This is a genomic window from Magnetospirillum sp. UT-4 (genome assembly GCF_902729435.1).
GTDB lineage: Bacteria > Pseudomonadota > Alphaproteobacteria > Rhodospirillales > Magnetospirillaceae > Magnetospirillum.
This window is the reverse complement of record NZ_CACVCG010000042.1, coordinates 1-13,008: the sequence shown is the minus strand read 5'-3', so window position 1 is coordinate 13,008 and position 13,008 is coordinate 1. Positions and strand designations below refer to the sequence as shown.

At 70.8% G+C, this 13,008-nt stretch carries 11 protein-coding genes; 7 read left to right on the top strand and 4 right to left on the bottom strand.

Annotated features, from left to right (window positions below; translation table 11 throughout):
• Positions 1–2 precede the first annotated feature (2 nt).
• Both MTBUT4_RS05310 and MTBUT4_RS05305 read right to left on the bottom strand, forming a co-directional pair.
• Positions 3–701 (bottom strand): response regulator transcription factor, encoded by a 699-nt coding sequence (locus MTBUT4_RS05310; RefSeq protein ID WP_173978625.1) that lies wholly within the window; start codon positions 699–701, stop codon positions 3–5.
• A 378-nt stretch (positions 702–1,079) separates the two neighbouring features.
• Positions 1,080–1,640, bottom strand: coding sequence for a copper chaperone PCu(A)C (locus tag MTBUT4_RS05305; RefSeq protein ID WP_173978624.1), 561 nt, complete (start codon positions 1,638–1,640; stop codon positions 1,080–1,082).
• A gap of 58 nt (positions 1,641–1,698) precedes the next feature.
• Here MTBUT4_RS05305 and MTBUT4_RS05300 point away from each other — a divergent pair, with 58 nt between their 5' ends.
• Entirely contained in the window at positions 1,699–2,442 is a 744-nt protein-coding gene (locus MTBUT4_RS05300; protein ID WP_173978623.1) for a HugZ family protein, read from the top strand.
• Between the two features lie 125 nt (positions 2,443–2,567).
• Complete coding sequence (locus MTBUT4_RS05295; protein WP_173978622.1) at positions 2,568–4,412, top strand: phosphoenolpyruvate carboxykinase (GTP); 1,845 nt, start codon at positions 2,568–2,570, stop codon at positions 4,410–4,412.
• 55 nt (positions 4,413–4,467) lie between these two features.
• Here MTBUT4_RS05295 and MTBUT4_RS05290 read toward each other — a convergent pair whose 3' ends face one another.
• Positions 4,468–4,842, bottom strand: a complete 375-nt coding sequence (locus tag MTBUT4_RS05290) for a hypothetical protein (RefSeq protein WP_173978621.1) — start codon at positions 4,840–4,842, stop codon at positions 4,468–4,470.
• 94 nt (positions 4,843–4,936) lie between these two features.
• Positions 4,937–6,274 (bottom strand): TldD/PmbA family protein, encoded by a 1,338-nt coding sequence (locus MTBUT4_RS05285; protein ID WP_217424113.1) that lies wholly within the window; start codon positions 6,272–6,274, stop codon positions 4,937–4,939.
• Between the two features lie 291 nt (positions 6,275–6,565).
• On the opposite strand from MTBUT4_RS05285, the gene gpmI reads away from it, so the two are divergent.
• From gpmI to MTBUT4_RS05260, 5 genes are read left to right on the top strand one after another with little or no spacing between them, the layout of a single operon-like run.
• Entirely contained in the window at positions 6,566–8,134 is a 1,569-nt protein-coding gene (gene gpmI, locus MTBUT4_RS05280) for a 2,3-bisphosphoglycerate-independent phosphoglycerate mutase (protein ID WP_173978619.1), read from the top strand.
• A gap of 13 nt (positions 8,135–8,147) precedes the next feature.
• Positions 8,148–9,581: a murein hydrolase activator EnvC gene (locus MTBUT4_RS05275; RefSeq protein ID WP_254434749.1), complete on the top strand. Its 1,434-nt coding sequence runs from the start codon at positions 8,148–8,150 to the stop codon at positions 9,579–9,581.
• Positions 9,578–10,966 (top strand): S41 family peptidase, encoded by a 1,389-nt coding sequence (locus MTBUT4_RS05270; protein ID WP_173978618.1) that lies wholly within the window; start codon positions 9,578–9,580, stop codon positions 10,964–10,966. Before MTBUT4_RS05275 ends, MTBUT4_RS05270 begins: the two co-directional genes overlap by 4 nt.
• Positions 10,967–10,971: 5 nt before the next feature.
• Complete coding sequence (locus tag MTBUT4_RS05265; protein WP_173978617.1) at positions 10,972–12,417, top strand: divergent polysaccharide deacetylase family protein; 1,446 nt, start codon at positions 10,972–10,974, stop codon at positions 12,415–12,417.
• The gene (locus MTBUT4_RS05260; RefSeq protein WP_371737577.1) at positions 12,414–12,905 is read left to right on the top strand and encodes an RNA pyrophosphohydrolase; all 492 of its coding nucleotides are present in this window, start codon (positions 12,414–12,416) and stop codon (positions 12,903–12,905) included. The genes MTBUT4_RS05265 and MTBUT4_RS05260 overlap by 4 nt, the downstream gene beginning before the upstream one ends.
• The last annotated feature ends 103 nt before the right edge of the window (positions 12,906–13,008 follow it).

Sequence of the window (13,008 nt, the reverse complement as noted above, 5' to 3'; positions counted from 1 at the left end):
CCTCAGGCTTCGTCACGGTAGCGGTAGCCCACGCCGTACAGGGTCTCGATATGGCCGAAGCTGTCGTCGACCTCGCGGAACTTCTTGCGCAGCCGCTTGATGTGGCTGTCGATGGTGCGGTCGTCGACGTAGATGTGCTCGCCATAGGCGGCGTCGATCAGCTGGTCGCGGTTCTTGACGTGCCCCGGCCGGCTGGCCAGCGACTTGAGGATCAGGAACTCGGTGACGGTGAGATCCACCTTCTGCCCCTTCCAGGTGCAGACGTGGCGGCCGGGATCAAGCACCAGCTCGCCGCGCACCAGGGTCGAGCCCGCCGCCGGCTCGCTGCCGTCGGCCATCTCCAGGCGGCGCAGCAGGGCGCGGATGCGTTCGATCAGCAGCTTCTGCGAGAACGGCTTCTTGATGTAGTCGTCGGCGCCCATGCGCAGGCCCATCAGCTCGTCCACCTCGTCGTCCTTGGAGGTGAGGAAGATCACCGGGATGGCCGAGTTCTTGCGCAGGCGCTGCAGCAGCTCCATGCCGTCCATGCGCGGCATCTTGATGTCGAGCACCGCCAGGTCCGACGGCTGCGCCGCCAGCCCGCGCAGGGCCTCGGCGCCGTCGGTGTAGGTACGCACCTTGAAGCCCTCGGCCTCCAGCGCCATGGAAACCGAAGTCAGGATGTTGCGGTCGTCATCGACCAGGGCAATTGTGTGCACCACGAATCTACTCCCGAAGAGACGGCCACCAAAGGGTTACCGAATCGGAAAGAGCTGGCAAGCCCGCGGGGGCGGGATACTCCCATTGCGGAATCTGGCCCCCCATTGTGGCGAAATTGGCGCCGGGGCCAATGGGGCGAAAATCGACCGCCATTCACACCGTTTTCACAAAAATGCGCACAGCCGCTCACATGGCACATGAAATTCATTCTCAATGTGATGTCATATTAGGCCTCAGTCGGAACGGCCCCCCAGCCCCCCCCCAAGCCGTTCCGGCCTTCAGCCCCCCTTCCCAGCCCCCCCCCGGGAAGGGGGGCGACTATTTTCCGGGTCCGCGGCGACACATTCCCTCGCCCGCAGGCGGGCGAGGGTTGGTTCCCGCTATTGTCCGGGTCCATGCATGCTTTCGTGCATCTCGCGATGGGCGGGATCGGCCATGTGCTGCTGGTGCATGGCCGGGTCGTGCACCATGCCGTCGGGGGCCATGGCCTCGGGTCCAGCGGCGCCGATGGGGCGGACCGCGACCTCGACCGTCACCGCCCCGGCCTTGGCGAAGCGCAGGGTCAGGGGGAAGACGCTGCCGGCCTTCAGCGGCGCCGACAGCCCCATCAGCATGACGTGCAGGCCGCCGGGAGCGAATTCCACGGTCTGGCCGGGGCGGATTTCCACGTCGGCCAGCGCCACCATGGACAGCACCTCGCCGTTGCGGACATGGGCGTGCAGTTCCGCCGTCTTGGCCACCGGCGAGTCCGCCCCCACCAGCCGGTCCGGCGCCTCGCCGCGATTGCGGATGGACAGGTAGGCGCCGCCGATGGGCGGCCTGGGCGGCGTCGCCCGCGCCCAGGCGCCGGTGACCTCGATGGTGGGTTCGCCGGCGTTTCCGGCAAAGGCGGGGCCGGCCAAGGCCGGCGCTGCCAACAGGGCCAATGCGAAAGCGAGCATTCCCACGCGGTGTCTCATCTGCGAAAATCCCTTTTCCTGTCACCAGCCGGATGATGCCATGAACCAGTCCGCCGCGCATGATCCCGGTCAATTGCCCGCCGACAATCGCCGGGCGCTGCGCCAGGTCGCCCGCGCCGCGCGCAAGGCGGCGCTGGCCACCGTGCTGGCCGAGTCCGGCGGCGCCCCCTATGCCTCGCTGGTGACGGTGGCGCTGGACCACGATTTCGCCCCCATCCTGCTGCTGTCGGGCCTGGCCGACCACAGCCGCAACATCGCCGCCGATGCCCGCGTGTCGCTGCTGTTCGACGGCACCGACGGCCATCCCAATCCGCAGACCGGGCCGCGCGTCACCCTGACCGGGCGGGCCGCCCGCAGCGACGATCCCCGCCTCAAGGCCCGCTTCCTGGCCCGCCATCCGGGGGCGGCCATGTACGCCGATTTCGGCGATTTCGGGTTCTGGCGGGTGGAGCCCGAGCGGGCCCATTTCGTCGGCGGCTTCGCCCGCGCGGTGTGGTTCGACGCCCCCTTCGGCCTGTCCCCGGCAGTGGCGGACCTGGCGGCGGCCGAAGCGGACATGCTGGCGCACATGAACGACCACCACGCCGATTCCGTCGATCGCATCGCCCGGGTCCATGGTGGCGCCGAGGGGAGCGGCTGGCACCTGGCCGGGCTGGACCCCGACGGCATCGACCTTACCCGGGAGGAGCGGTTCCTGCGCATCGCCTTCCCCGCCCCGGCGGAGGGGGCGGAGGCGGCCAAGGCGGCGCTGATCGCCCTCGCCCGGGGTGGAGCCCAGACCTAGACTTTCGGGGCGGTAACGGCACGGCAAAGGCATTGCCCCGGGTCCACTTCGCCGTTATCTTCGGCCTCCTCATTCGAGTCCGGCGGACTCGGCGACACCCTTCGCAAGGGACGGAGACAGCGGACATGAGCAAACTCGGTATCCCCGGCGGGACGACCATCAACGCCAACCTGCTGGCGTGGATCGACGAGATGGCGCGGCTGTGCAAGCCCGAAGCCATCCACATCTGCGACGGCTCCGAGGCCGAATACGACGCCCTGTGCGAGCTGATGGTCGCCGGCGGCACCATGACCAAGCTGAACCCCGCCAAGCGCCCGAACTCGTATTACTGCCGCTCGGACCCGCGCGACGTCGCCCGCGTCGAGGACCGCACCTTCATCTGCTGCCACAACAAGGACGACGCCGGCCCCACCAACAACTGGGTCGACCCGCGCGAGATGAAGACGCGCATGGAGGCGCTCTACGACGGCTGCATGACGGGGCGCACCATGTACGTGGTGCCGTTCTCCATGGGGCCGCTGGGCTCGGACATCGCCCATATCGGCGTCGAGATCACCGATTCCCCCTATGTCTGCACCAACATGCGGATCATGACCCGCATGGGCCAGAAGGTGCTGGACCTGATCGCCAAGGACGGCGATTTCGTGCGCTGCGTCCACTCGGTGGGCAAGCCGCTGGCGCCCGGCGAGAAGGACGTGGCGTGGCCGTGCAACCCTGACAACATCACCATCAGCCACTTCCCCGAGACCCGCACCATCTGGTCGTTCGGCTCGGGCTACGGCGGCAACGCGCTCTTGGGCAAGAAGTGCTTCGCGCTGCGCATCGCCTCGACCATGGCCCGCGACGAGGGCTGGCTGGCCGAGCACATGCTGATCGTCGGTGTCGAGAACCCGGCGGGCGAGAAGACCTACGTCGCCGCCGCCTTCCCCAGCGCCTGCGGCAAGACCAACTTCGCCATGCTGCAGCCGCCCAAGGGCTTCGACGGCTGGAAGATCTGGACCGTCGGCGACGACATCGCCTGGATCAAGCCGGGCGCCGACGGCAGGTTCTACGCCATCAACCCGGAAGCCGGGTTCTTCGGCGTCGCCCCCGGCACCGGGGCCGACACCAACGCCAACGCCATGGCGGCCTGCGCCTCCAACTCCATCTTCACCAACGTGGCGCTGACCGATGACGGCGACGTCTGGTGGGAGGGCATGACCGCGGACAAGCCGGCCCACCTGATCGACTGGAAGGGCCGCGACTGGACCCCCGACTCGACCGAGCCGGCGGCCCATCCCAATGCCCGCTTCACCGCCCCGGTGGGCCAGTGCCCGACCGTCGATCCCGATTGGGAGAACCCGGCCGGCGTGCCCATCTCGGCCTTCATCTTCGGCGGCCGGCTGTCCAAGACCATGCCGCTGGTGTACCAGTCGTTCAACTGGGCGCACGGCGTCTATCTGGCCGCCACCATGGGCTCCGAGGCCACCGCCGCCGCCGTCGGCCAGGCCGCCATCCGCCGCGATCCCTTCGCCATGCTGCCGTTCTGCGGCTACAACATGGCCGACTACTTCAACCACTGGCTCTCCATGGGCCGCACCGTCAACAACCCGCCGCCGATCTTCCGGGTCAACTGGTTCCGCAAGGATTCGAACGGCAAGTTCATGTGGCCGGGCTTCGGCGAGAACATGCGGGTGCTGACGTGGATCGTCGATCGCGTGCACGGCCGCGCCCCGGGCATCGAAAGCCCGTTCGGCATGGTCCCCACCTACGACGACATCCCGTGGGACGGCCTGGACTACCCCAAGGACAAGTTCCAGGAGCTGATGAGCATCGACCGCGAGGCCGGCATCGCCGAGGCCCGCAGCCAGGAGGAACTGTTCGACAAGTTCCTCGACCGCCTGCCCAAGGAGTTCATCTACCTGCGCGAACTCCTGAAGTCCCGCCTGTGGCGCTCGCCCGCCACCTGGAACCTGGCCGACGAGGCCTGACATGCGAAGGGGCGCCGGAAGGCGCCCCTTTTCATTTGGGCACGATAAGGGGCGGTCAGTCCGCCTTGTCGGCGGCGTAGTCGCTGACCACCCAGGTGCCGTCCAGGGACTTGCAGCCGGTGACCTCGCGGGCGGTCACGTCGGAGCCGTCGGTGCGGCTTTGCGCCAGGCCTCGGCAGGCGCGGCCGCCGCGGTCCTGGTAGGCGGCCAGGGTGGGGCGGGCGCTGCCGAAGCTGCTGTCCGAAATCTTCCACTCCACCGCCTTGCCCTGCTCGAGCGCGGCGATGGTGGACAGCGCGTGCTGTTCGTCCGAGCGGAAGCCGAAATACGCCGGGGAGCTGCCGGAGCCGCCCATCCCGTCGCGCACCGGGCCGTTGCAGGCCGCCACAAGGGCGGCGACACACAGGGTGAAGGCGGTCTGGCGGAGCATCAAACAGTCCCCTGAACGTGTGCGGGGTGCCCCCGCACCCCGATCGAGGCGGAAACCTTACCAAAGGGTTAAGGCCGTGAAAAGCGGCTTGCGCTCAGGCCCCCGCCACCGTCATGCCGTCGATGCGCACGGTGGGGCAATCGACACCGTAGCGGAACACCAGATCGCTGGCCGGGACCAGCCGGGGAAACATGTCCTTCAGGTTGCCGGCGATGGTCACTTCCGACACCGGATAGGCGATCTCGCCGCCCTCGATCCAGAAGCCGGCGGCGCCCCGCGAATAATCGCCGGTGACGCCGTTGACGCCCTGGCCGAACAGGTCGGTGACGTAGAACCCCGATGGAATGTCGCCGATCATCTCGGCCACCGTCACCACCCCCGGCTCCATGTAGAGGTTGCTGGCCGAGGGCGACGGCGGCGAGGCGGTGCCGCGGCCGGCATGGCCGGTGCTCTTCAGCCCCAATTGCCGGGCCGAGCGGCAATCCAGCAGCCAGCTGGCCAGGGTGCCGTCCTCGACCACCGCCAGCTTCCGCCCCGCCACCCCTTCGCCGTCGCAGGGGCGCGAGCGCAGGCCCCGCTTGCGGTGGGGATCATCGACGATGCGGATGCCCGGGGCGAACACCTGGGTGCCCATGCGGTCCTTGAGGAAGCTGGTGCCGCGCGCCACCGCGGCGCCGTTGACGGCGCCGGCCAGGCTGCCCAGCAGGCCGCGCGACACCCTGGGATCGTAGATCACCGGCACCTGGCAGGTCTTCACCTTGCGCGAGCCCAGGCGGCGCACCGCGCGGCGCCCGGCCTCGTGGCCGACGTCCTCGGGGGGGCGCAGATCGGCGAAATGGACCGCCGAGGTGTAGTCGTAGTCGCGCTCCATGCCCGAGGCGGCCTCGCCGGCCAGCACCGAGGCCGACAGCGACGACGAGGTGACGGCATAGGTGTGGGCGAAGCCGTTGGAGGCGACGAAGGCCATGGCCGACCTGGCCCAGCCGGCATCGGCGCCTTCCGAATTGGTCACCCCGGTCACCGCCCGGGCGCTGTCCTCGGCGCGGCGGACCATGTCGAGCAGGGTCTCGGCCGACGGCTCGGCGGCATCGCAGGACTCCAGGTCGGGGAAGTCACGGGCCAACTCGTCGGGGTCGGCGAGACCGCCATAGGGGTCCTCGGGCACCGCCCGGGCCATGGCGACGGCGCGCTCCACCAACTCGTCCAGGGCGGCGGCCGCGCGGTCCGACGACGACACCATGGCCTGGCGCCGGCCGACCAGCACGCGCAGCCCGATATCGCCGGATTCCGAGCGCTCCATCCGCTCCAGCGCCCCCAGGCGGATGCCCACCGACAGCGACACCGAATCGACCAGCACCGCGTCGGCGGCATCGGCGCCGGCGGCGCGGGCCTTGGCCACCAGCCGTTCGAGCAAAACGAGGGAATCGGACATGGGGGCCTCCGGCGTGAGGGTCCAGCTTGGGCGGCGGCGGGAAGCGACAAGGCTAGCATGGGCAGGATTGGGCGTCATCCCACCACATGGCGCCAACCCCATTGCAGCAGTCCGGCATTGACGGCCGGGGGACGGCACCCGACATCCGGGACCTGGCCGTGCGGCGGCCCCGACCGGGTAGGATAGCTGCCCGGCACGAAAAGGTGTAGGCTGCGCCTTGCCCGCGCCGCCGCTGTGGCGCCCCGACGTCCGAACCTCTAAATTCGCCGCAACCCCAAGATTGGCCGCGCCATGACCCAGACCTCTTCCCGCCCCCGCCCCGTCGTGTTGTGCATCCTTGATGGCTGGGGCCACCGCGACGAGCGCGAGGACAACGCCATCGCCCTTGCCGACACCCCCAACTGGGACCGCCTGGTGGCCACCTGCCCCCATGCCCTGCTGCAGACGTCGGGCCTGTCGGTGGGGCTGCCCGACGGCCAGATGGGCAATTCCGAAGTCGGGCACATGAACCTGGGCGCCGGCCGGGTGGTGATGCAGGACCTGCCGCGCATCGACCTGGCGGTGGCCGATGGCTCGCTGGCCGCCAACCCGGTGCTGCGGGAGGCCGTCGCCAAGGTCAGGGCGGCGGGCGGCGTCATGCACCTGATGGGGCTGATGAGCCCGGGCGGCGTGCATTCGCACCAGGACCACCTGGCGGCGCTGGCGCGCATCATCGCCGATGCCGGCGTGCCGGTGCGGGTCCATGCCTTCCTCGACGGCCGCGACACCCCGCCCTCTTCGGCCAAGGACTACATGGTCCGCTTCCTCGCCGACATCGCCGGCGCCGACATTCGCGTCGCCACGGTGGCGGGGCGCTACTACGCCATGGACCGCGACAAGCGCTGGGACCGCGTGCAGCTGGCCTGGAAGGCCATGGCGGCGGCCGAGGCGCCGGTGGCGGCCGAGCCGGCGGGGGCGATCCAGGCCTCGTACGAGGCCGGCAAGACCGACGAGTTCATGCTGCCGGTGGCCATCCAGGGTTATACCGGCATGAAGGACGGCGACGGCCTGCTGATGGGCAATTTCCGCGCCGACCGCGCCCGCGAGATCCTGCACGCCCTGGTCGATCCCGCCTTCGACGGCTTCGCCCGCGAACGGCTTCCCGCCTTTTCGGCCAGGCTCGGCCTGACCGAATACTCGGCCGACCTGAACGCCTTCCTGGCCACCGTCTTCCCGGCCGAATCGCTGGAGCGCATCATGGGCGAGGTGGTGTGCGACGCCGGCATGAGCCAGCTGCGCATCGCCGAGACCGAGAAATACGCCCACGTCACCTTCTTCTTCAACGGCGGGCGCGAGCAGGTGTTCGCGCACGAGGACCGCATCCTGGTGCCCAGCCCCCGGGTCGCCACCTACGACCTGCAGCCCGAGATGAGCGCGCCCGAGGTCTGCGACCGCCTGGTCGAGGCCATCGGCTCGGGCAAGTACGACCTCGTCGTCGCCAACTTCGCCAATGGCGACATGGTCGGCCATACCGGCATCCTGCCCGCCGCCATCAAGGCCGCCGAGACCGTCGATGCCTGCCTGGGCCGCCTCGAGGCGGCGATCACCGCCGCCGGCGGCACCATGCTGGTCACCGCCGACCACGGCAATGCCGAGCTGATGCGCGACCCGTCCACCCACCAGCCGCACACCGCCCACACCACCGGCCCGGTCGATGCGGTGCTGGTCAATCCGCCCGCCGGCATCACCGGGCTGGCGGCCGGCCGGCTGGCCGACGTGGCGCCGACCCTGCTGGCGCTGCTGGGGCTGGCCCGGCCCGCCGAGATGACCGGGCGGCCGCTGCTTCTGCCCGAGGCAGCGGGGACCCGTGCGGCGGAATAACGCGCCCGCCCTCGTGGTCGTTGCCGCCCTGCTGGCGGCGCTGCCGGCGCGCGCCCAGCCGGTGCCCGACCCGGCCGCCGCCGCCGCCGACCGCCGCCTGCACGAGCTCGAGGACGAACTGAAGCGCAGCCGCGGCGAGCACGAGCAGATCCGCCGCAAGGCGCGCGAGATTTCCGACGAGCTGGCGCGGCTGCGCAGCGACATGGTGGCCGCCGCCCGCGCCGCCCAGGAAAGCGAGGAGGTGCTGTCCGAGCTGGAATCCCAGCTCGAGGACCTCAAGCAGATGGAGGTCGATAAGGGCGAGGCGCTGCGGCGGCGCTCGGCACAGATGACCGGCGTGCTGACGGCGCTGCAGCGCCTCGCCTGGCGCCCCACCGAGGCGCTGATCGCCCAGCCGCAATCGCCCGCCGATACCGTGCGCTCGGCCATCCTGCTGCGCGCCGCGGTGCCGCAGATCGAACGTTCGGCCCAGGACCTCAAGGGCGAGATCGAGATCATGGGGCGCCTGCGCACCGAGGTGGCGGAGCAGAAGAAGCGCATCGCCGCCACCGCCGGCCGCCTCGAGGCGGAACACCACCGGCTGAAGGACATGTGGGACAGGAAGTCGCTGCTGCAATCGGCCACCCTGGCCCAGGGCGACGCCGCCGAGCGCCGGCTGCAACAGCTGGCCCACGAGGCCGAGGATCTGCGCGACCTGCTGCTCCGCCTGGAAGAGGAGCGCCAGCGCCGCCTCGCCGAGGCCGCCGCCAAGGCCGAGGCCGAGCGGGCCGCCCGCGAGGCCGAGATCGCCGCCCGCAAGGCCGCCCGCGAAGCCGAACTGGCCGCCCAGAAGGCGGCGCGCGAGGCCGAGATCGCGGCGCAACGGGCGGAGAAGGAACGCCGCGAGCGCGAACTGGCCGCCGCCCGCGCCGCCCGCGAGGTGGAAATCCGCGCCCAGGCGGAAGCGCGACAGAAGGAGCTGGAAGCGCAAAAGGCGATGCATGCCGCCGAGGCCGCCGCCCGCGCCGCCGCCGCCGCCCGTCCCATGGGCGCCGAGAAGTCGTTCTCGGCGGCCCAGGGCAAGATGCCGTTTCCCGCCCGCGGCAAGGTGGTTGGCCGCTTCGGCCAGCCCAACGCGGTCGGCGTGGTGTCCAAGGGACTCAGCATCGCAACGCGACGCGACGCCCAGGTGATCGCCCCTTACGATGGTCAGGTGGCTTTCGCCGGCCCCTTCCGTGGGTATGGGCTGCTCTTGATCATCGAACACAGCGAAGGCTATCATACGCTGCTTGCGGGGATGGCCCGGATCGACGCCAGTGTCGGCCAGCGCCTGCTGGCGGGCGAGCCCGTCGGCGTCATGGGGCGGGACGAGTCCTCTCCCTCTTTGTATGTCGAGCTGCGCCGCCAGGGGCAGCCGGTCAACCCGTTGCCTTGGCTCACGGCACAAAAAAGTAAGGTTAGTGGATGATTCGCAAGACCCTGATCGCGGCGGGCAGCGCCGCGTTGCTGGCGACCACCGTGCTCACCCCGGCCGAGGCCGCGACCGAGCGCAAGGAAACCTATCGGCTGATGGAACTGTTCGCCGAGGTGTTCGAGAAGGTGCGTGCCGACTACGTCGAGCCGGTCAAGGACGAGGAGCTGATCGAGGCGGCGCTGAACGGCATGCTGACCTCGCTCGATCCCCATTCGAGCTACCTCAACGCCAAGAACTCCCGTGACATGGACATCAGCACCAAGGGCGAGTTCGGCGGGCTGGGCATCGAAGTCACCATGGAGAACGGCTTCGTCAAGGTGGTCTCGCCCATCGACGACACCCCGGCCTACCGCGCCGGGCTGCAGCCGGGCGACTTCGTCACCCACCTGGACGGCGAGCCGGTTCTGGGCCTGACCCTGTCCGAGGCGGTCGAGCGCATGCGCGGCCCGGTCAACACCGACATCCGCCTGACCGTGCGCCGGACCACCACCGAACCGTTCGACGTCAAGCTGACCCGCGCCGTCATCCGCATCCAGACGGTGAAGTCCCACGCCGAGGGCAATATCGGCTATGTCCGCATCAGCCAGTTCAGCCAGACCACCGATGCCGACCTGCGCCGCCATGTCGCCCAGCTGAAGAAGGACGTCGGCAAGGGCCTGACCGGCTTCGTCATCGACCTGCGCAACAATCCCGGCGGCCTGCTGGACCAGGCGATCCTGGTGTCCGACGATTTCCTCGACAAGGGCGAGATCGTCTCCACCCGCGCCCGCCGGGTCGAGGAGACCCAGCGCTTCAACGCCCGCCCGGGCGACATCACCGAGGGGCTGCCGCTGGTGGTGCTGGTCAATGACGGCTCCGCCTCGGCCTCGGAGATCGTCGCCGGAGCGCTGCAGGACCACCGCCGCGCCCTGATCCTGGGCACCCGATCGTTCGGCAAGGGCTCGGTCCAGACCCTGATCCCGCTGCCCGGCCACGGCTCCATGCGCCTGACCACGGCGCGCTACTACACCCCGTCGGGCCGCTCGATCCAGGCGGTGGGCATCGAGCCCGACATCAAGGTGCTGCAGTCCAAGGTCGAGCCCATCGCGGTGCCCGAACGCGACCGCCGCTCCGAGGCCAGCCTGCGTCACGCCCTGCAGAACCCCGACGGCAAGGGCAAGGACAAGGCGGCCCCGGCCCCGGCCCCCGTCCCCACCCCGTCCGAGCCCCAGTCCAAGGCGCCGCTGCCCGGTGCCCCCGAGGGCGCCGCCGCCGACAAGCCGGCCGGTGCCGGCGCCATGGTGGCCATCAAGATGGGCGATCCGGCGCAGGACTACCAGCTGGCGCGGGCGCTGGACCTGATCCGCGGGCTTTCCCTCTATCGCCCGCAGGCCAACTAGCCCTCATGGACTCCTTGGACGACGAGGAGGATTTCGATCTCGACCGGCTGGTGGTGGCGGCCGAGCCGCCGCCACCACGCCGCTTCAACGCCCGGCCGCTGCTGATCGGCCTGGCGGTGATCGTCCTCGGCAGCGGACTGGGCGCCGGCGGCTATGTCTTGATGAACGCCGACAGCCGCGACGTCATCGCCATGCTGGACGTCGCCGACACGCCGCGCCTGGCCATGGACATGCCCGGCCGCGGGCAGCCGGCAGGCGACCTCCCGCCCGAGCCCCGGCGGGCCGAGGGACCGGGGGAATTGCTGACGCCGCCTCCCGCGCCGTCCCAAGGCTCTGCCGCCGCGCCCGCCCCGCCGCCTGTCGCCGCCGCGCCGCCGCCGCCCCCGGCCCCACCCGCCGCCGCCCTGCCGCCGCCGCCCTCGGCGCCACCCGCCGCCGCCCCGCCCGAGGTGAAGCCGGCCGCCGAAGCCAAACCCGAACCGGCCGCCGCGCCCGCAATCTCTCCCGGCGCCACCCCTCCCGGCGCCACCCCTCCCGCCACGCCGCCTCCCACCGGCGCCGCGCCGGCCGCCCCGCCGTCCCCGGCCGTCGCCCCGGTGGCGCCGGTGCCGCGCAATCCCGAGGCGCCCGCCAGCTATGCCCAGCTGCCGGCCCGCATCGGCGAGGTCAAGCCGCTGCCGCCGGCCCCGGTGGAAGGCCTGGTCCAGCAGGGCCGCAACGGCGCGCTTCCGGCGATCGGGCGCGACGGCAAGCAGCCCTGGCAGGTTTATTCCCGCCCCTTCGAGGACGTCCAGGACCGGCCGCGACTGGCGGTTCTGGTCACCGGCCTGGGCCTCGACAAGGAGGCCACCGACGCCGCCATCGCCAAGCTGCCGCCCGAGGTCACTTTGTCCTTCAGCCCCTATGCCGGCGGCCTGGACAAGTGGATCAAGAAGGCCCGCGACGGCGGCCACGAGGTGATGCTGGACCTGCCCGCCGAGGCTTCCGGCTTCCCCGCCCGCGATCCCGGGCCGATGGGCCTGCGCCTGGCGCTGACGCCCGAGGACAATCTGACCCGCCTGGAGCGGGTGCTCGGCCGCGCCGCCGGCTATGTCGGGGTGTGGGTGAACGCGGGACCCTATACCCGCTCGCCCCAGTTGGCCGCCACCCTGGCGGCGCTCAAGGCCCGCGGGCTGCTCTATGTCGGCGAGGGCGCGGCGGAGGAGCCGCGCCCGCCCGCCCTGGCCCCCGCCGCCGCCATCGATACCGAGCCGTTCCGCGACGCCATCGATTCCCGCCTCGCCCGCATCGCCGAGGCGGCGCCGGAAAAGGGCCGCATGGTGGTGATGGCCGGGCCGCGCCCCATCACCTTCGAGCGGCTGGTGGTCTTCCTGGCGGCCCTGCCCGACCGCGGCATCACCCTGGCCCCGGTCTCGGCCGTGGTGCGCCAGGGCACGGGAGGGAAATCGTGAGCAAGCACCAGCAGCAGCCGCCCTACGAGCAGCGCCCCTATCGGCCCGGCATCGGCCTGGTGCTGCTGAACCGGGACGGACTGGCCTTCGTCGGCAAGCGCATCGACACCCCCGGCCCGGCCTGGCAATTCCCCCAGGGCGGCATCGATCCGGGCGAGGAACCGGCCCAGGCCGCCTTGCGCGAACTGGGTGAGGAAATCGGCACCGACAAGGCCGAGATCATCGCCGAGAGCAAGGGCTGGATCGCCTACGACCTGCCCCGCGAGATCGCCGACCGCGCCTGGAAGGGCCGCTACCGCGGCCAGCGCCAGAAATGGTTCGCACTGCGCTTCACCGGCAGCGATGCCGACATCAATGTCGGCACCGAGCACCCGGAATTCTCGGAATGGCGATGGATGCCGCTGGCCGAAGTGCCGACCCTGATCGTGCCGTTCAAGCGCGACCTCTACACCCGCGTGGTGGCCGAGTTCGAGGGGCTGGTGGGGTAGATTTCCCGGCCGCCCCGGATCCGGAGCCTCACCCTGAGGAGAGCGCGCAGCGCTCGTCTCGAAGGGTGGGGCGGGCCATGGGCGCTGGTGCGACGGGCCTCGT